Below are 19,405 nucleotides of genomic sequence, written 5' to 3' on the forward strand. Positions count from 1 at the left end.
CGGAAAACGGCTGTGCGGTGGTGGCCCGCCGTGCAAATCTCGGGAGTCGCAACCGCTACCGACGGAGGGTTACATGATTCGCCGTACTAATCCCCGTACCAGCGTTCGGAACAGAAATGGCAAGGCGCGTCGAGTGGGCGCCCTGGCGGTTCTCACGGCCGCCGCCGCGACGCTGCTGCCGACCGCCGGCGCACATGCCGTGGACCGGGTCGACTGCGGAAACCGGGACGATTTCGCGAAGGTGTGGAACTACGGCTACAGCGGCCAGCTCTGCTTCGCGAACGACGGCTGGACGGCCGTGCGGATCTACAACGTCGACCGGATCGACGCGGGCAACAACAAGGTCATCACCTACCTCGGCGGCGGGCTCGGCTCGTGGACCGTCTTCAGCTGGGAGCGCTACGACTTCAACGCCAACCAGGGGCACCAGGTGATGATGTACGACATCAACCTGTCCCGTTGGTAGTGCCCGTTGTGACCGCTTCGCTCTGACGGCTTCCGCTGTGACGGCTCTCGCTGTGACGGTCTTCGCCGTGATGGTCTTCGCCGACCGGACGGGTGCGGACGTCCGGGGCGGCCGGTGCGCGGGCCGGGTGGTGAACGGGCGGCAGAAGGATGAGGCCGAGACCCGTGGCGCCCTCCAGGAAAGGGCGCCACGGTTCCCGGCGCTTGGGCGGGCGCCCCCACCCAGGGTCGCCCGGCCTCGCACCTCCGACCCCCATCGGGGGTGCGACAGTGCCACCACAGCCATCCCCCACGGTTGGGTGCGGCGGGCACGTTCACCATGGTGCGCGATCTCCATGGACGGCCAGTGACCGGAGTATGTCCAGTTGGTGGCGGATGGCGGAGCCGGATGCCGACCGGTGTCCGGCTGGTTCGTCCACCGGCTGCCCGGTGTTCCGTCCAGTGGTTCGTCCGCGGCCGTGTCCCTGACGGCTGCGGGGTGGCGACCGCCGGTTCGTCCCCGCCCGGCCCCGCCGGGGCCGTACACCGCGTGCCCGTCACTGCCGCGGCGTAGGCTGGAGACCCCCGGCCGCTCGGCGTGCCGGGCCGTTCGCGTTGCCCCGGCGGGCCTTCGCCGCCCGGAGGCAGCACCAGCCACGGGACGAAGAAGAGACCCCAGATGAGCCTGACCGGACTGCTCGATGTCGTCGCGCGGGACGCGGCGCTCGCCGAGGCTATCGAGGCGGCCACCGCCACCGGAGCCGAGGCCGGCGGCCGCCGCCACCTGGACCTGGTCGGACCGCCCGCCGCGCGGCCGTTCGCCATCGCCGCGCTGGCCCGCGCACTGGCCGGACGGGCCGCCGGTGACCGGGGCCGTCCGGTGCTCGCCGTCACCGCGACCGGCCGGGAGGCCGAGGACCTCGCCGCCTCGCTGCGCTCGCTGCTGCCGCCCGACGGCGTCGCCGAGTACCCGGCCTGGGAGACCCTGCCGCACGAGCGGTTGTCGCCCCGTTCGGACACCGTCGGCCGCCGGCTGGCCGTGCTGCGACGGATCGTGCACCCGCGGGCGGACGACCCGGCGGCCGGGCCGGTGCAGGTGATCGTCGCCCCGGTCCGCTCGGTGCTGCAGCCCCAGGTCAAGGGCCTGGCCGAGCTGGAGCCGGTGGCCGTCCAGCGCGGTGAGTCGCACGACCTGGAGGAGGTGGCCCGCAGGCTCGCCGCGGCCGCCTACGCGCGGGTCGAACTGGTCGAGAAGCGCGGCGAGTTCGCCGTCCGCGGCGGCATCCTGGACGTCTTCCCGCCGACCGAGGAACACCCGCTGCGGGTGGAGTTCTGGGGCGACGAGGTCGAGGAGATCCGCTACTTCAAGGTCGCCGACCAGCGCTCGCTGGAGATCGCCGAGCACGGGCTGTGGGCGCCGCCCTGCCGTGAACTGCTGCTGACCGACGAGGTGCGGGCGCGGGCCGCCGAACTGTCCGCCGAGCACCCCGGGTTGGCCGAGATCCTGGACAGGATCGCCGAGGGCATCGCGGTCGAGGGCATGGAGTCGCTGGCGCCGGTGCTGGTGGACGACATGGAGCTGCTGCTCGACGTGCTGCCGCTCGGCTCGGTCGCGGTGGTCTGCGACCCCGAGCGGGTCCGCACCCGGGCCGCCGACCTGGTGGCGACCAGTCAGGAGTTCCTGCACGCCTCCTGGGTCGCCGCGGCGGCCGGCGGGGACCGGCCGATCGACCTGGAGGCCATCGACGTCTCCGCCGCCTCGCTGCGCTCGCTCGCCGAGGTGCGCGAGCACGCGGCCGAGATCGGCCTGGCCTGGTGGTCGGTCAGCCCGTTCGCGACGAGCGAGTCGACGGTGGACGGTGTTCTCGAGTTCGACGCCAATACCCTGACCCTCGGCATGCACGCCGTCGAGGCGTACCGGGGCGACACCGCCCGGGCGATCGCCGACGCCAAGGAGCGGCTGGCCTCCGACTGGCGGGTCGTCATGGTGACCGAGGGCCACGGCCCGGCCTCTCGGCTGGCCGAGGTGCTGGGCAACGAGGGCATCCCGGCCCGGCTGGTCGCCGACCTCGCCGAGGCCCCCACCCGGGACGTCGTCTACGTCTCCTGCGGCTCGATCGAGCACGGCTTCGTGGACGAGAACCTCAAGCTCACCGTCGTCACCGAGACCGACCTGTCCGGCCAGAAGTCCTCCACCAAGGACATGCGCCGGATGCCGTCCCGGCGCCGCAACGCGATCGACCCGCTGGCCCTGGTGGCCGGCGACTACGTCGTCCACGAGGCGCACGGCGTCGGCCGGTACGTCGAGATGGTGCAGCGCACCGTCCAGGGCGCCACCCGCGAGTACCTGGTGCTGGAGTACGCCCCCGCCAAGCGCGGCCACCCCGGCGACCGGCTGTTCGTGCCGACCGACCAGCTGGACCAGGTCACCAAGTACGTCGGCGGCGAGGCCCCGACGCTGCACCGGCTCGGCGGCGCGGACTGGGCGAAGACCAAGCAGCGGGCCAAGAAGGCGGTCAAGGAGATCGCCGCCGACCTGATCAAGCTGTACTCGGCGCGGATGGCCGCGCCCGGCCACACCTTCGGCGCGGACACCCCGTGGCAGCGGGAGCTGGAGGACGCCTTCCCGTACGCGGAGACGCCGGACCAGCTGACCACCATCGCCGAGGTCAAGTCGGACATGGAGAAGTCCGTCCCGATGGACCGGCTGATCTGCGGCGACGTCGGCTACGGCAAGACCGAGATCGCGGTGCGCGCGGCCTTCAAGGCGGTGCAGGACGGCAAGCAGGTGGCGGTGCTGGTGCCGACCACGCTGCTGGTGCAGCAGCACTTCTCCACCTTCGCCGAGCGGTACGCCAACTTCCCGGTCACGGTGAAGGCGCTCTCCCGCTTCCAGACCGACAGCGAGGCCAAGGCCGTGCTGGAAGGGCTGTTCGAGGGCTCGGTGGACGTCGTCATCGGCACCCACCGGCTGTTCTCCTCCGAGACCAGGTTCAAGGACCTCGGCCTGGTCATCGTCGACGAGGAGCAGCGCTTCGGCGTCGAGCACAAGGAGCAGCTGAAGAAGCTGCGGGCCAACGTGGACGTGCTCACCATGTCCGCGACCCCGATCCCGCGCACCCTGGAGATGGCGGTCACCGGCATCCGCGAGATGTCCACCATCACCACCCCGCCGGAGGAGCGGCACCCGGTGCTGACCTTCGTCGGGCCGTACGACGAGAAGCAGATCTCGGCTGCGATCCGGCGTGAACTCCTGCGCGAGGGCCAGGTGTTCTACATCCACAACCGGGTGGAGTCGATCGACAAGGCCGCCGCCCGGCTGAAGGACCTGGTGCCCGAGGCGCGGATCGCCACCGCGCACGGGCAGATGGGGGAGACCCAGCTGGAGAAGGTCGTCGTCGACTTCTGGGAGAAGGAGTTCGACGTCCTGGTGTCGACCACGATCGTGGAGTCCGGCATCGACATCTCCAACGCCAACACCCTGATCGTCGAGCGCGGCGACACCTTCGGCCTCTCCCAGCTGCACCAGCTGCGCGGCCGGGTCGGCCGTGGCCGCGAGCGCGGCTACGCGTACATGCTGTACCCGCCGGAGAAGCCGCTCACCGAGACCGCGCACGAGCGGCTGGCCACCATCGCCCAGCACACCGAGATGGGCGCCGGCATGTACGTCGCGATGAAGGACCTGGAGATCCGTGGCGCGGGCAACCTGCTCGGCGGCGAGCAGTCCGGGCACATCGCGGGGGTCGGCTTCGACCTCTACATGCGGATGGTGGGCGAGGCGGTGGCCGAGTTCCGCGAGTCGCTGGCGAACGGCGGCGAACCGGAGGAGGAGCCGCTGGAGGTGAAGATCGAGCTGCCGGTGGACGCCCACGTGCCGCACGACTACGCGCCCGGCGAGCGGCTGCGGCTGCAGGCCTACCGCTCGATCGCGGCAGTCAACTCGGAGGCGGACATCCAGCAGGTCCGGGACGAACTCGTCGACCGCTACGGCAAGTTGCCCGAGCCGGTGGAGAACCTGCTGCTGGTCGCGGCGCTTCGGCTGTACGCCCGGCGGTGCGGGATCTCGGACATCACCCTGCAGGGCTCGAACATCCGCTTCGGGCCGGTGGAGCTGCGGGAGTCCCAGCAGCTGCGGCTGAACCGGCTCTACCCGCGCAGCCAGGTCAAGGGGGCGGCCCAGCAGCTGCTGGTGCCCCGGCCGAGCACCGGCCGGATCGGCGGCAAGCCGCTGGTCGGGCGGGAACTGCTGGGCTGGTGCTCGGAGTTCCTGTCGGCCATGTTCGACGACCTGGCGGGGGCGAAGAAGTAGCGCACCTGGCCGGTCGGCGGTCCACGGCGGTCTCGGGCTTCGGCCGGGGGCCGCCGTTTTGCTGTGTACGGGGCTGTGTGCGGGCCGGCGGTTGTGAACGGAGGCGTCAGCCGATCTCCGTCGAGACCTCCCACGACCTGCGCGAATTTGGCGAACTGCTGCGCCGTCAGGGCCCGCGAGGGCGGATCGTGACCGGCGCCAGGCTGATCGCCGGGCGCTACCGGCTCACCGAGAAGATCGGCCGCGGCGGCATGGGCCAGGTCTGGGCCGCGCAGGACGAACGGCTGCACCGTCCGGTTGCCGTCAAACTGCTCCGCCCCGAGCACCTGCTGCCCGGCGGTTCCGGCCGTGGGTCCGGCGCCGGCGCCGCGACCACCGAACGCCGCCGCCACGGCGACGAGTTGAGCCGCCGCTTCCTGCGCGAGTGCCGGGTGACGGCCGCGCTCGACCACCCCGGCCTGGTCACCGTCTTCGACGCGGGCGAGGATGAGGACGAGGGCGAGCTGTACCTCGTCATGCAGCGCGTCCCCGGCGCCAGCCTCGCCGACCTCATCGCCGAGGACGCGCCCTTCCCGGTCGAGCGCGCGGTGGCCGTCGCCGCCCAACTCTGCGGGGCGCTGGCCGCCGTCCACGCCATCCCGGTGGTGCACCGCGACCTCAAGCCCAGCAACGTCATGGTCCGCGCGGACGGCCGCACCGTGCTGCTCGACCTCGGCGTCGCCACGGCCCTCGACACCGAGACCACCCGCCTCACCCTCACCGGCGTGCCCATCGGCAGTCCCGCCTACATGGCTCCCGAACAGGCCCTCGCCGCCACCACCGACCCGCGCAGCGACCTCTACTCGCTCGGCTGCCTGCTGCACGAGATGCTCTCCGGCGAGGAGCCCTTCCGGGCGCCCACCGCCCTCGGCGTCCTGCGCCGGCACGTCGACGAACCGCCCGTCCCACTGCGCGAGTTGCGCCCCGAGGTGCCGCAGCCGCTCGAACGGCTGGTGCTCGACCTCCTCGCCAAGCAGCCCGCCGACCGCCCGGCCGCCGCCCAGGCGGTGTACGGGCGACTGCTCCCGCTGCTGCCCCCGGCCGAGGGTGCCCCGCAGCCCCGCTTCACGCCGCTGCCCGACCCGGCACGCCCCTTCCGTTACCCGCACCAGCCGGAGCCGTCGGCCGCGGTGGTCCGCCCGGAGCCGCGGCCCTTCCTCATCCCCCCGGCCCCTTCGGCACCCCCCGCCGTCCCCGTCGCCGCTCCCGTCGCCGTTTCCTCCGCCCCGGACCTCGGCGCGGAGTGCGCCCGACTCTCCGACCTCGTCGACGCCGGACGCCACACCGAGGTCCTCGGCCTCGCCGCCCGCCTGCTGCCCCGCGCCGAGGCCGACCTCGGCGAGCGCGCGCCCCTCGTCCGCGCCGTCCGCACCATCTACGCCCGCATCCTCCTCCACGAGGGCACCCCCAGCAGGCCCTCCCCGAGTACCGCCGCCTCGCCGCCACCGCGGACGGCGGCCCGCACGGCCCCCAGGGCCTCGACCACCGCTACCGGGCCGCCCTCTGCCTCGACCGACTCGGCCACGGCCCCGACGCCCTCGCCGAGTACCAGGCCCTGCTCGCCGCCCACACCGCCCGCCTCGAATCCGGCTTCGACACCGACCCCGAGCGCACCTACGACCTCCGCGAACGCATCGGCCTCCACCTCGCCGCCACCGGCGACCCCCAGAACGCCTGGCACTGGCTCCTCCGACTCCTCCTCGAACGCGAACGCCGCGACGGCCCCCACCACCCCGCCGTCCGCCGCCTCCGTCAATCCCTCACCACCCTTCAGCCCCACCACCCCACGCCCTGGCCCCCCACCCGCTGATCCCTCGCCGGTGACGGGTGTCCCGTGCCGTCGGCTGGCGGGGCTCTGCGGGTGCCGTTCGGACGTGGGAAGCCGGCGGGGCCGACTTCCGGTGCGAGCGGGAGTGCGTCCGGCCCGGCGGGCTGCCGGCGGGGGCGGGTAGGTTCGAGGTGTGACGACGAATGTTCCGGGCGCGAAGTTGATCCTGCTGACCACCACCCACCGGGTGGCCCCCGGGTTGCTGGCGTGGCCGGCGTGGGAGGCGTTGCGGTCGGCAGGGCGGGTGTTGGTGGGGGAGGAGGGGCATCCGCAGGTGGCCGCGGTGCGGCAGGCCGGGGTGGCGGTCGAGGCGGTGGGGGCGGCGTCGGCGCCGGCGTTGGCGCGGCTGTTGACCGAGCAGTCGGCGGAAGCGGGGCCGACGGTGTGGCTGGGGAGTCCGGACGGGGATCCGGGGCTGACGAACGCGCTGGCGCGGCTGGCGGTGGAGCACGCCGGGGAGGTGCCGGAGATCGAGGTGCTGCCGGGTTCGTACGACCTGCCGGGGTCGCGGCTGCTGGACCTGGTGTCGGTGATGGACCGGCTGCGTTCGCCCGGCGGGTGTCCGTGGGACGCCGAGCAGACGCACGAGAGCCTGGTGAAGTACCTGGTCGAGGAGGCGTACGAGCTGGTCGAGGCGATCGAGGAGGGGGACCGGGACACGTTGCGCGAGGAGCTGGGCGACGTGCTGCTCCAGGTGTTCTTCCACTCCCGGATCGCCGAGGAGCACCCGACCGGGCCGTTCACGATCGACGACGTCGCCGGGGACATCGTGGAGAAGTTGGTGTACCGGCACCCGCACGTGTTCGGGGACGTCGAGGCCGCGGGCGCCGCCGAGGTGGAGGCGAACTGGGAGCAGCTGAAGGCGGCCGAGAAGGCGGACCGGGAGTCGGTGCTGGACGGCGTGCCGGCCGGGCTGCCGGCACTGGCGTACGCGGCGAAGCTGGTGTCCCGGGTGCGCCGGGCGGGGTTCGCGGGTGTGCCGGACGCGCCGTACGAGCTGCCGGCGGAGCTGACCGCGGAGTCGGCGGGCCGGCTGCTGCTGGCGGTGGTGCAGCGGGCGCACGACGCCGGGGTGGATGTGGACGCGGCGTTGCGCTCGGCCGCGCGCGGTTACCGTGGCGCGGTGCGCGCGGCCGAGGGGCTCAAGCCGGAGTAGTCGGCTCAGGCCGCCGTGGCGGTGTGCTCGGCCGGGCGCCGCTGCGGCGGGACGAGTTCGCCGATGGCCTCGCCGATGAGGGCGACGAGTTCGGCGAGGCGCTCCAGGTCGAGGTGGTCGGGCAGGTCGGCGAGGGAGACGATCCGCTCGCCGTTCGGGCCGGCGACGCAGAAGAGGTCGATCGGCCCGAGGTGCTTCTCGGCGGTGTCGACCAGGGCGGCGACGTCGCTGGGGCGGCGGATGTCCGCGGAGACGCCGACGACGGGGCAGCCGGGCCGGTCGAGTTCGGCGGCGAGGTCCTCGGCGATGCCGACGTGGGTGTCGGCGATCAGCATCCCGGCGGCGCCGGCCGCGGTGAACCGGCGGGCGAGGTCGGCTCCCGAACCGCCGTCGAGTACCGCGATGACGACGACTGCCCCGCTGACCGGCATGGTCTGCTCCTCCCTGTGGGCGACACCGCACCGGCGCCCACGCGTACTGCGGAGGATCGTAGGCACGTCCTGACCCTCCGCAACAGGGATTACCCCGCAGGTGACCAGACTCACGCCTGCCACCCGGCCAAGAGCTGTCCAAGAGCTGTCCACGGTCCGTCCACGGGCCGTCCACGGAGCGTTGGCGGCGTGATCGCCCGCCGTCGGCGGACCGCTCGCGCGCCGCTCGCGGACGGGCGGCGGGCAGGGCGCGCCGGGCCCAGCGGTTACGGTCGACCCATGCCTGCTCAGCCCGACGCCGCCCAGCCCGCCCCGCAGCTCTTCACCTGGGAGTTCGCCGCCGATCCGTACCCCGCCTACGCGTGGCTGCGCGAGCACGCCCCGGTGCACCGCACCAAGCTGCCGAGCGGGGTGGAGGCGTGGCTGGTGACGCGCTACGCGGACGCCCGGCAGGCGCTCGCGGACAGCCGGCTGTCGAAGAACCCGGCGCACCACAGCGGGCAGGCGCACCGCACCGGCCGGGTGGGCATCCCGGGGGAGCGGCAGGCGGATCTGATGACCCACCTGCTGAACATCGACCCGCCGGACCACACCCGGCTGCGCCGTCTGGTGTCGAAGGCGTTCACCCCGCGCCGGGTGGCCGAGTTCGAGCCGCGGGTGCAGCAGCTCACCGACCGGCTGATCGACGGCTTCGCGCAGCGCGGTTCGGCGGACCTGATCCACGAGTTCGCCTTCCCGCTCCCCATCTACGCGATCTGCGACATGCTGGGCGTGCCGGCCGAGGACCAGGACGATCTGCGGGACTGGGCGGGCATGATGATCCGCCACCACGGTGGGCAACGCGGCGGCGTGGGCCGGGCGGTCAAGCGCATCCGCGCCTACCTGGTGGACCTCATCCACCGCAAGCGGGCCGACCTCGGTGACGACCTGATCTCCGGCCTGATCCGGGCCAGCGACCACGGCGAGCACCTGACGGAGAACGAGGCCGCCGCCATGTGCTTCGTGTTGATCTTCGCGGGGTTCGAAACCACCATCAACCTGATCGGCAACGGGATGTACGCGCTGTTGCGCGATCCGGGGCAGCGGGCGCTGCTGCAGGAGTCGGTGGTGCGCGGGGAGACCGCGCTGCTGGAGACCGGGATCGAGGAACTCCTGCGCTACGACGGGCCGGTGGAGCTGGCGACCTGGCGGTTCGCGACCCGGCCGCTGACCATCGGCGGGGTGGACATCCCGGTCGGCGATCCGGTGCTGGTGGTGCTGGCGGCGGCGGACCGCGACCCGGCCCGGTTCGCGGACGAGAACACCCTCGACCTGGCCCGGGCCGACAACCCCCACCTGGGGTTCGGGCACGGCATCCACTACTGCATCGGTGCCCCGCTGGCCCGGCTGGAAGGGCGTGCCGCGCTGGCCACGCTGCTTTCCCGACTGCCCGATCTCCGACTGGCTGAAACCCCGGAGAATCTGCGCTGGCGCGGCGGCCTGATCATGCGTGGATTGCGCGAACTTCCGGTCGAATTCAGTCCCGAGATCCGGTCGCCGCACGCCGTTCCTGAGGCTCCGACACACTGACTTGACGTCGCTGGTGCACCCTTGATCCCGGTATGAACAGCCATCAATCCGGACATAGGGGAGCCGTTGGTAGGCGATTGATCACGTGCCGTAATTTTGGTGTGATGTCGACGATATGAGCTTGTGATTGATCTGAGGATCTGTCTAGTCTCCCTGGAGTTCGCAGCTGCGGACCTCGTGCGCGGAACGCCGAATCCTGCCCGCCGCGCCACGGGAAGCCGACCAGAACCCTGGGCAGGGGCGGGGGAACCACGTTTGTTGCCGTCCTCCACGGCTTGGGGTGAAGCCGCCCGAGCGGAACCGTTTCCGCATGCGGCGGCCGGGCCACCTCCCGGTCCGAACCCGACAGCTCACCTCGCAGGCGTGCGGAGAGGGACCTCTTCATGCTGCTCGTTGGAACCGGCCGTCACCGTCGTCGCACCCAGACCGAGAAGGCCATCGCCGTCGCCGGTGTGGCCGGCGTCGGACTCGCGATGCCGCTCCTCGCCGCCACCGGCGCCTCCGCCGCCCCGGCCTCCGCCTGGGACTCCGTCGCCCAGTGCGAGAGCGGCGGCGACTGGAGCATCAACACCGGCAACGGCTTCTACGGCGGCCTGCAGTTCACCTCCAGCACCTGGAAGGCGTTCGGCGGCACCGCCTACGCGTCGCAGGCCAACCAGGCCAGCAAGGCCCAGCAGATCTCGGTCGCCGAGAAGGTGCTGGCCTCCCAGGGCCCGGGCGCCTGGCCGGTCTGCTCCCAGAAGGCGGGCCTGAGCAAGGGCGGCGCCCCGGCCGTGGTCGACACCTCCTCGGACGCCAAGCCGCAGGCCGCCCCGCAGCAGCAGACGCCCAAGCAGCAGGCCCCGAAGCAGCAGGCCCCCAAGGCGGAGCAGTACGCCCCGAAGCACGCCGCTCCCAGGCAGGCCGAGAAGCCTGTCGATCAGTCGGCCCAGCAGTACGCCCCCAAGCACGCCGCCCCGCGCGCCGCCCAGCCGGCCCAGGCCGCCCCGGCCGGCCACGACTACACCGTCCACTCCGGTGACACCCTGTCGAGCATCGCCGCCGCCCAGGGCGTGTCCGGCGGCTGGCAGGCGCTGTACGGCGGCAACCGCGGCACGGTCGGCGGCGACCCGAACCTGATCATGCCCGGCCAGGTCCTGCACCTCGGCTGAGCCGGTCCACGGGCCCCCGGCTGACGCCCCGAAGGACCTCGAGCAACACCCCGGGAACGAAGGGGGCCGCGCCCGGCCCCCTTCGCCCGCATTCGTCCGCGGCAAAGGGACAAGCTGGGACAAGCAGGTGAACTACCGGTGGGTAGTGGGGCCACACGCTGAGACGAAGCCGAGGTCAACGTGGCCCCGGGAGCCCGGGCGGTTAGGCTCTGGTCGTAACGACTCCGCAATCGTCCCGCCGACAGCCACCACCGTCGGCCGGACCCTGCTTCCGCAAGGAGATGCCTCGTGCCGTCCATCGATGTCGTCGTAGCCCGTGAGATCCTCGACTCGCGCGGCAACCCCACGGTCGAGGTCGAGGTCGGCCTCGACGACGGCAGCACCGGTCGTGCCGCTGTCCCGTCGGGTGCCTCGACCGGCGCCTTCGAGGCGCTGGAGCTGCGCGACGGTGACAAGAACCGCTACTTCGGCAAGGGCGTCGAGAAGGCCGTCCTGGCCGTCATCGAGCAGATCGGCCCGGAGCTGGTCGGCTACGACGCCACCGAGCAGCGCCTGATCGACCAGGCCATGCTCGACCTGGACGCCACCCCGGACAAGTCCTCGCTCGGCGCCAACGCCATCCTGGGCGTCTCGCTGGCCGTCGCGCACGCCGCCTCCGAGGCCAGCGACCTGCCGCTGTTCCGCTACCTGGGCGGCCCGAACGCGCACGTCCTGCCGGTCCCGATGATGAACATCCTCAACGGCGGCTCGCACGCGGACTCCAACGTCGACATCCAGGAGTTCATGATCGCCCCGATCGGCGCGGAGTCCTTCTCCGAGGCCGTCCGCTGGGGCGTCGAGGTCTACCACACCCTCAAGGGCGTGCTGAAGGAGCGCGGCCTGTCGACCGGCCTCGGCGACGAGGGCGGCTTCGCCCCGAACCTGGACAGCAACCGCGAGGCCCTCGACCTCATCATGGAGGCGATCCAGAAGGCCGGTTACGTCCCCGGCCGTGACATCGCCCTGGCCCTGGACGTCGCCTCCTCCGAGTTCTTCAAGGACGGCGCCTACCAGTTCGAGGGCAAGGCCCTCTCGGCCGCCGAGCTCATCGAGTACTACGCCGAGCTGGTCGCCGCCTACCCGCTGGTCTCCATCGAGGACCCGCTGGACGAGTCGGACTGGGACGGCTGGAAGGCCATGACCGTCAAGCTGGGCGACAAGGTCCAGCTGGTCGGCGACGACCTGTTCGTCACCAACCCGGCCCGCCTGGCCAAGGGCATCGAGACCGGCACCGCCAACGCGCTGCTGGTGAAGGTGAACCAGATCGGCTCGCTGACCGAGACCCTGGACGCCGTCGAGCTGGCCCAGCGCAACGGCTACCGCTGCATGATGTCGCACCGCTCCGGCGAGACCGAGGACGTCACCATCGCCGACCTGGCCGTCGCCACCAACTGCGGCCAGATCAAGACCGGTGCCCCGGCCCGCTCCGAGCGCGTCGCCAAGTACAACCAGCTGCTGCGCATCGAGGAGATCCTCGACGACGCCGCCGAGTACGCCGGCCGCGGCGCCTTCCCGCGCTTCCGCTCCGCGGAGTGATGAGCGCAGTCGCTCCGCGGACCGGCGAGTACGGCGAGTACGAGGGCTGACCCCTTCGGTACGAAGGCCGACCGCTCCCGCACCGCGGCCGAAAACCGGAGGGCCGGAAGTCCCCGGTAGCGCAAGCCTGACCGGTGCCCCGCCGCACACCCCGTAGGGTGGACGGCGGGGCACCGTCGCGACCAGGAGGGGATACGGGAGATGGCTGGCTGGAGGATCCCGGGCTTGGCGGCCCGGCCTCGGTTCACGAGCCGGGCGACCGTCCTCGTCCTGGTGCTCTGCTCGCTGGTGGCGATCCTCGCCTACCCGACGCGGCAGTTCGTCTCCCAGCGCGCCGAGATCTCCGCCCAGCGGGCGAAGGCCGACCACTCGCGCCAGCAGGTCGAGCAACTGCGCCGGGAGAAGGCCCGCTGGCAGGACCCGGAGTACGTCAAGGCGCAGGCCCGCTCCCGGCTGCACTACGCGGTGCCGGGGGAGACCCCGTACATCGCGGTGGACCCGGCCGGACCGACCGCCCAGCCCTCCGCGCCCGCCGCACCGGCCTCCTCCGGCAGTTCGGCCAAGGCCGCCAAGCCCTGGTACACCAGCATCTGGGACTCGGTGGACGCCGCCGACACCGTCGCGCTGGCCCCCGCCACCCCCCGTCCGCTCCCACCGTCCCCCGTTGGAGACCCCACCCCCCATGACCACTGAGAACCACCCCGCCGTCTCCGACGCCGACGTCGCGGCCATCGCCGCCCAGCTCGGCCGGGTGCCGCGCGGCCTGCGCGGTGTCGCGCACCGCTGCCCCTGCGGCAACCCCGACGTCGTGGAGACGGCCCCCCGGCTGCCGGACGGCACGCCGTTCCCGACGCTGTACTACCTGACCTGCCCCAAGGCCGCCTCGCTGATCGGCACCCTGGAGGCGGACGGCGTGATGAAGGAGCAGAGCGCCCGGCTCGCCGAGGACCCGGAGCTGGCCGCCGCCTACCAGAAGGCGCACGAGGACTACATCGCCCGTCGCGACGCGATCGAGGTGCTGGAGGGCTTCCCGAGCGCCGGCGGCATGCCGGACCGGGTGAAGTGCCTGCACGTGCTGGTCGGCCACTCGCTGGCGGCCGGCGAGGGCGTCAACCCGCTCGGCGACGAGGCGATCGGCATGCTGGAGGACTGGTGGGCCAAGGGCCCCTGCGTCTCCCCGGCCGAGGTCCAGGAGGCCGGTGAGCGGGTCGCCCGCAACCGCGCCAAGGAGCAGGACCACGACGCCGTGATCGCGGCCAAGCAGCAGAAGACCGCCGAGCGCGCCGCCAAGAAGCGCGCCGCCGAGGCCGCGACACCGGAAGCTGGCGCGGAGCAGGAGTCCGAGTGAGCATGACCCGCGTGGCCGCGATCGACTGCGGCACCAACTCGATCCGCCTGCTGGTCGCCGACCTCGACCCGGAGACCGGTGAGATCACCGACCTCGACCGCCGGATGATCATCAACCGGCTGGGCCAGGGCGTGGACCAGACCGGCCGGCTGCACCCGGACGCGCTGGCCCGCACCTTCGCGGCCTGCCGGGAGTACAGGGAGATCATCACCGGCTTCGGCGTCGGCCCCGAGCGCACCCGCTTCGTCGCCACCAGCGCCTCCCGGGACGCCGAGAACAGCGACGAGTACGTCAAGGGCGTGCGCGACATCCTGGGCGTCGAGCCCGAGGTGGTGAGTGGCGAGGAGGAGGCGCACCTGTCCTTCATCGGCGCCACCAAGGAGCTGACCGGCGGCCAGTTCCCGTCCCCCTACCTGGTGTTCGACCTCGGCGGCGGTTCGACCGAGTTCGTGCTCGGCGGGGCGGACGTGCAGGCGGCGCGCTCGGTGGACATCGGCTGCGTGCGGCTCACCGAGCGGCACTTCGGCGGCGCCGAGCTGCCCTCGGAGGAGCAGATCGCGCAGGCCCGGGTGCATGTGCGGGCCGAGCTGGACAAGGCCGAGGAGGTGGTCCCGCTGACCGGCGCGGCCACCCTGGTGGGCCTCGCGGGGACGGTCACCACGGTGTCCGCGATCGCCCAGGACCTGCCCGAGTACGACTCCGAGCGGATCCACCACTCCCGGATCAGCCGCGAGCGGGTCGCCGAGATCGCCCGCGAGCTGCTGGCCGCCACCCACGCCGAGCGCGCGGCCATCCCCTCGCTGCACCCGGGCCGGGTGGACGTGATCGCGGCCGGGGCGCTGGAGCTGCTGGAGATCATGGAGCGGACCGGCGCCGCCGAGGTGGTCGTGAGCGAGCACGACATCCTCGACGGCATCGCCTGGAGTACGGCCTCCTGACGGCCCGCGCGCCTGGGTGCTCGCCGCCCTGGTCCGCAGCGCGACGAGGTGTCCGAACCGGCTCCGGCGCCCCTCCGGGGGTGCCGGAGCCGGGGCGCGCCCGGACGCGGGCGGAAATGTTCGTGAATTTCTTCACATGGCGATCCGGTCTTTCGCCGCCCCCCGGGGCCCGCTACGCCCGAATTGTGAGACCGAAGGCCTGCCGGTGGTCGAGCCCGCTGGATCGCAGGTCAGGCCTCGTTTGAGGTTTGAAAATCGAAATCACGCACGGGAACCCGGGTGTGGTGCGGATCGTTGCTGCTCAGCAGGGTGGTGCTCCGGCGCTTGCGCACAAGGGGTCGTTGGGCCCTGTGAGTCGGCATGCCGGGGCCGTTTTTGTGGGCGCGGAGTGTAGCACGGGGTGTCCATGAGCTTGTGACCGGGCTCACGAAGGCTGCTCCGGACGGTGCTGGATACTTTCGGATATGAGCACCACGGAGCGTCCTCGCATCCTCATTGTCGGCGGTGGTTACGTCGGCCTGTATGCCGCGATGCGCATCCTCAAGAAGATGCGCTACGGCGAAGCGACCGTCACGGTCGTGGACCCGCGGTCGTACATGACGTACCTGCCCTTCCTCCCCGAGGCGGCCGGCGGCAACGTCGCGCCCCGCAACCTCGTCGCGCCGCTGCGCAGCGCCCTCAAGAAGGCGGAGGTGCTGACCGGTTCTGTCACCGGTATCGACCACGCCCGCAAGGTCGCCACGATCCAGCCCGCGGCCGGCGACAGCTACGAGCTGCCCTTCGAGTACCTGGTCGTCGCGACCGGCTCGGTCTCCCGCACCTTCCCGATCCCGGGTCTGGCGGAGAACGGCATCGGCATGAAGACGGTCGAGGAGGCCATCGGCCTCCGCAACCACGTCATGGCCCAGCTCGACAAGGCCGAGTCCACCACGGACGAGGAGGTCCGCCGCAAGGCGCTGACCTTCGTCGTCATCGGCGGTGGCTTCGCCGGCGTCGAGACGATCGCCGAGATCGAGGACATGGCGCGCGACGCGTCGAAGCTGTACAAGACCGTCAGCCGTGACGACATGCGCTTCGTCATGGTCGAGGCGGCCAACCGCATCCTCCCCGAGGTCGGCCCGGACCTGGGTCTGTGGACCAAGGAGAAGCTGGAGGAGCGGAAGATCGAGGTCTACATCGAGACCTCGATGGACTCCTGCATCGACGGCCATGTCATGCTGAAGAACGGCATGGAGATGGACGCGTCCACCATCGTGTGGACGGCGGGCGTCAAGCCGAACCCGGTGCTGGCCGACTTCGGCCTGCCGCTGGGCCCGCGCGGCCACGTCGACACCGCGGCGACCCTGCAGGTCCAGGGCTTCGACTACGTCTGGTCCGCCGGTGACAACGCCCAGGTGCCGGACCTCGCCTCCGGCGAGGGCGCCTGGTGCCCGCCGAACGCGCAGCACGCCTGCCGCCAGGCCGTCGTCCTCGGCGACAACGTGATCTCCGGCATGCGGGGCTTCCCGCAGAAGGAGTACAAGCACAAGAACCTGGGTGCGGTCGCCGGTCTCGGCCTGCACAAGGGTGTCGCCATCCTGTTCGGCAAGGTCAAGCTGAAGGGCCGCCTGGCCTGGTGGTTCCACCGTGCCTACCACGGCGCGATGGTCCCGACCGTCAACCGCAAGGTGCGCGTCTTCACCGACTGGACCCTCGCGATGTTCCTGAAGCGCGAGATGGTCGGCCTGTCCCAGATGGAGCGGCCGCAGCTGCCGATCCAGGAGGTCACGCCGCCCACCAAGCCCGCCGTCGAGGCCGCCAAGCCGGCCGCCGACAAGGAGCTCGCCAGCAAGTAAGCGACTGGACCCCGGTGTGGGAGCGCCGGGGTATGAGTCGGAGGCCCTCCGCCCGGCAGTGACGCCGGACCACGACCTCCGTGGTGCTCAGCCGGCCGTGCGACCGGGCGGAGTACAGCAGTAGCAGAGCCCCTGCCGAAACCCTCCGGCAGGGGCTCTCACTGTGTCCGTCGGACCGTCAGTCGGTCTTGATGCTCGACAGGATGTCCAGCTTGGACGCCCGGCGGGCCGGCCAGATCGCGGCCACCAGGCCGACCAGCCCGGCCAGCGCCAGGAACATCGCCAGCTGGCCGTAGGGCAGGACGGTGGTCAGCCCGGCCAGGCTGGACTTCAGCGTCCCGTTGATCGCCCAGGCGATGAAGCAGCCGAGCAGCAGGCCGACACCGGCACCGAACAGCGAGATCACCACCGACTCCAGTCGGACCATCCGCTTGATGCCGCGGCGGTCCAGGCCGATCGCCCGCAGCATCCCGATCTCGCGCTTGCGCTCGAAGACCGACATCGCCAGCGTGTTGATCACACCCAGGACCGCGATCAGGACCGCCATCCCCAGCAGGCCGTACATCAGGTTCAGCGCGAAGGTGATGACCTGGCTGAAGCCGTCCCGGACGTCCTGCTTGGACTTGACCTCGATCACCGGGTTGGCGCCGGTGGCGTCCTTGAGCGACTGCTTGAGCTCTGCGGTGGCGCCGTCCTTGCCCTTGACCAGGACGTCGGCGACGTACGGCTTCGGGTCGTGCTTGGCGATCTCGCTGTTGGCCAGCAGGACCGGGCCGAGCATGCCGCCCTTCTCGTACACGCCGCCGACGGTGAGCTGCCCGGTGGACCCGTCCGGGAAGGTCGCGGTCATCGTCGAGCCGGTGGTGACGTTGAACTTGGTGGCGACGTCCTGGTCCACCAGTAGCTGACCCTTGCCGAGCGCGGCGGTGGAACCGCTGGTCAGTTTGACCTCGGCGATCCGGTCGAAGGTGTCCGCGTCCAGACCGGCGATCGACTTCCTGGTGCCGTTGAGCCGCCAGGAGGCGGCGGTCATCGGCGAGGAGGCCGCGACCCCGGGGGCCTTGGCGATCTGGGCGGGCACCTGCTCGGAGAGGCCCATGCCGTTGGCGGCCGAGACGATGTAGTCGGACTTCATCGACTTGGTGACGGCCCGGTCGACGGTGTCGCCGACCGAGGTGCCGATCACGGTGAGACCGGTGACCAGGGTGAGGCCGATGGTGAGCGCGGCGGCGGTGGCCGCGGTGCGGCGCGGGTTGCGCACCGCGTTCTGCTGGGCGAGCTTGCCCGGGGTGCCGCCCAGCGCCCGCAGGAGCGGGCCGACCAGCGCGACCACCGGGCGGGACAGCAGCGGCAGCAGGACGAACACACCGATCAGGGCCAGGAAGGCACCCGCGCCGACCGGCATCCGGCCGCTGTCGTCGCCGGTGGAGGCGCCGTAGCCGATCAGCGCGAGGCCGCCGGCGGCGAGCACCGCGCCGATGGTGTTGCGGACCACCAGGCTCTTCTGGCTGGTCGGCTGGTCGCCGCTGCTCATCGCGGCCACCGGGGCGATCCGGGCGGCGCGCAGGGCCGGCAGCAGGGCCGACAGGACGGTCACCACGACGCCGACCACGACGGTCACCACGACGGTGAGCGGCTTGATCACCAGCGCGCCGCTCGGCATGTCCTCGTTCAGCGAGCCGATCAGGGACTGCATCCCGGCGCCGACCCCGATGCCGGCCAGCAGACCGGCCACCGCGGAGACGGTGCCGATCAGCAGGGCCTCGATCAGCACGGAGCGGGTGACCTGCTTGCGGCTGGCGCCGATCGCCCGCAGCAGCGCGAGTTCCTTGGTGCGCTGGGCGACCAGCATGGTGAAGGTGTTGGCGATGATGAAGATGCCGACGAAGAGCGAGATGAAGGCGAAGACCAGCAGCATGGTGCGCATGCTGTCGGTGCCCTTGGTGATCTGCTCCTGCTCGTCGGCGTTGAGCTTGGCGCCGGTCTCGACGTCGAACTGGTGGCCCGCGGGCACCTTCGGCTGGACCTGGGCGAGCAGTGCGTCCTCGGAGGTACCGGGCTTGGCGGTGAGCACGATGCTGCTGTAGCGGCCCGGCTCCAGCAGGGTCTGCTGGGCGGTGGCCTTGTCGAAGAGGGTGAGCGTGCCGCCGGTGTTCACCACCGGGTCGTCGGTGGTGAAGATCCCGGTGAGCCTGGCCTCGATCACCGGCCCGTTGGCGGCGACCCGGACGGTGTCGCCGACCTTGTAGCCGCCCCGGTCGGCGGTCTTGCGGTCGAGCGCGACCTCCTCGGCGTTCTTCGGGCCCTGGCCCTCGGCCATCGGGTAGCGCGGGTCCTTGCCGTCCTGGCCCGGGGCGAAGTTGGCGCCCTTGGCGGCCCAGACCTGGCCGATCAGGTTGCCCTTGTGGTCGGCGACCCCGGTGAAGCCGCTGACCACGCCGCGGGCGCCCGCCGCGTCGGGCAGGGTGGCCAGCTGCTGGACGGTGGCGTCGGTGAGCGCGGCGGAGCCGCTCTCGCTCTTCTGCTCGGCGGAGACGTCGGAGCCGGCCGCGCGGTCCACGACCTGGACGGCGATGTCCGAGTAGCTCTTGGAGTTGCTGTCCCGCAGGGCCTTGCCGAAGGTGTCGGAGAAGACCGTGGTGCCCGCGACGAAGGCGGTGCCGAGCATGACGGCCAGTGCCGTCATCAGTAGCCGGCCCTTGTGGGCCAGCACGTTGCGCAAAGCGGTGCGATACATGAGGTGTCCTGGGAAGGTTCGGTGAAGCGGGCTGCTGGGCCGGCG

General features: G+C 71.9%; 12 protein-coding genes, 1 pseudogene and 1 riboswitch. Of the genes and pseudogenes, 11 read left to right on the forward strand and 2 right to left on the reverse strand.

The genetic code is table 11. From position 1 onward, the window contains the following. Nucleotides 1-133: 133 nt before the first annotated feature. The 4 genes from ACH4E7_RS00500 (at nucleotide 134) to ACH4E7_RS00515 (ending at nucleotide 7,776) form a co-directional block, all read left to right on the forward strand. On the forward strand, nucleotides 134-466 hold the full coding sequence (locus tag ACH4E7_RS00500; RefSeq protein WP_396246793.1) for a beta/gamma crystallin domain-containing protein: 333 nt from the start codon (nucleotides 134-136) through the stop codon (nucleotides 464-466). Nucleotides 467-1,123: 657 nt separating this feature from the next. Beyond that, complete coding sequence (gene mfd, locus ACH4E7_RS00505; RefSeq protein WP_396246794.1) at nucleotides 1,124-4,753, forward strand: transcription-repair coupling factor; 3,630 nt, start codon at nucleotides 1,124-1,126, stop codon at nucleotides 4,751-4,753. Between the two features lie 188 nt (nucleotides 4,754-4,941). After that, nucleotides 4,942-6,744: a protein kinase gene (locus tag ACH4E7_RS00510; protein ID WP_396246795.1), complete on the forward strand. Its 1,803-nt coding sequence runs from the start codon at nucleotides 4,942-4,944 to the stop codon at nucleotides 6,742-6,744. Between the two features lie 9 nt (nucleotides 6,745-6,753). Further along, nucleotides 6,754-7,776 (forward strand): MazG family protein, encoded by a 1,023-nt coding sequence (locus tag ACH4E7_RS00515; RefSeq protein ID WP_396246796.1) that lies wholly within the window; start codon nucleotides 6,754-6,756, stop codon nucleotides 7,774-7,776. 5 nt (nucleotides 7,777-7,781) lie between these two features. Here ACH4E7_RS00515 and ACH4E7_RS00520 read toward each other — a convergent pair whose 3' ends face one another. Then, complete coding sequence (locus tag ACH4E7_RS00520; RefSeq protein WP_396246797.1) at nucleotides 7,782-8,207, reverse strand: SDR family NAD(P)-dependent oxidoreductase; 426 nt, start codon at nucleotides 8,205-8,207, stop codon at nucleotides 7,782-7,784. A 279-nt stretch (nucleotides 8,208-8,486) separates the two neighbouring features. Between ACH4E7_RS00520 and ACH4E7_RS00525 the strand changes: the two genes are divergently transcribed. The 7 genes and pseudogenes from ACH4E7_RS00525 (at nucleotide 8,487) to ACH4E7_RS00555 (ending at nucleotide 16,623) form a co-directional block, all read left to right on the forward strand. Next, entirely contained in the window at nucleotides 8,487-9,776 is a 1,290-nt protein-coding gene (locus ACH4E7_RS00525) for a cytochrome P450 (RefSeq protein WP_396246798.1), read from the forward strand. Between the two features lie 210 nt (nucleotides 9,777-9,986). Then, a riboswitch (cyclic di-AMP (ydaO/yuaA leader) is annotated at nucleotides 9,987-10,154 on the forward strand. 5 nt (nucleotides 10,155-10,159) lie between these two features. Next, complete coding sequence (locus ACH4E7_RS00530) at nucleotides 10,160-10,927, forward strand: transglycosylase family protein (protein ID WP_396246799.1); 768 nt, start codon at nucleotides 10,160-10,162, stop codon at nucleotides 10,925-10,927. 288 nt (nucleotides 10,928-11,215) lie between these two features. Beyond that, nucleotides 11,216-12,502, forward strand: a complete 1,287-nt coding sequence (gene eno / locus ACH4E7_RS00535) for a phosphopyruvate hydratase (protein ID WP_355670007.1) — start codon at nucleotides 11,216-11,218, stop codon at nucleotides 12,500-12,502. 201 nt (nucleotides 12,503-12,703) lie between these two features. Then, a complete protein-coding gene (locus ACH4E7_RS00540; protein ID WP_396246800.1) occupies nucleotides 12,704-13,195 on the forward strand; it encodes a septum formation initiator family protein in 492 nt (163 codons plus the stop codon). After that, nucleotides 13,167-13,697, forward strand: a pseudogene (locus tag ACH4E7_RS00545) (DUF501 domain-containing protein); the annotation flags it as partial. The gene ACH4E7_RS00540 and the pseudogene ACH4E7_RS00545, both read left to right, overlap by 29 nt. 155 nt (nucleotides 13,698-13,852) lie before the next feature. Continuing rightward, entirely contained in the window at nucleotides 13,853-14,788 is a 936-nt protein-coding gene (locus ACH4E7_RS00550) for an exopolyphosphatase (RefSeq protein WP_396247131.1), read from the forward strand. A 464-nt stretch (nucleotides 14,789-15,252) separates the two neighbouring features. Continuing rightward, entirely contained in the window at nucleotides 15,253-16,623 is a 1,371-nt protein-coding gene (locus ACH4E7_RS00555) for an NAD(P)/FAD-dependent oxidoreductase (RefSeq protein WP_396246801.1), read from the forward strand. A gap of 178 nt (nucleotides 16,624-16,801) precedes the next feature. On the opposite strand, the gene ACH4E7_RS00560 is transcribed toward ACH4E7_RS00555, so the two are convergent. Then, complete coding sequence (locus ACH4E7_RS00560) at nucleotides 16,802-19,360, reverse strand: ABC transporter permease (RefSeq protein WP_396246802.1); 2,559 nt, start codon at nucleotides 19,358-19,360, stop codon at nucleotides 16,802-16,804. Nucleotides 19,361-19,405 lie beyond the last annotated feature (45 nt).

It is taken from the genome of Kitasatospora sp. NPDC018058 (assembly GCF_044327205.1).
Taxonomy (GTDB): Bacteria; Actinomycetota; Actinomycetes; order Streptomycetales; family Streptomycetaceae; genus Kitasatospora.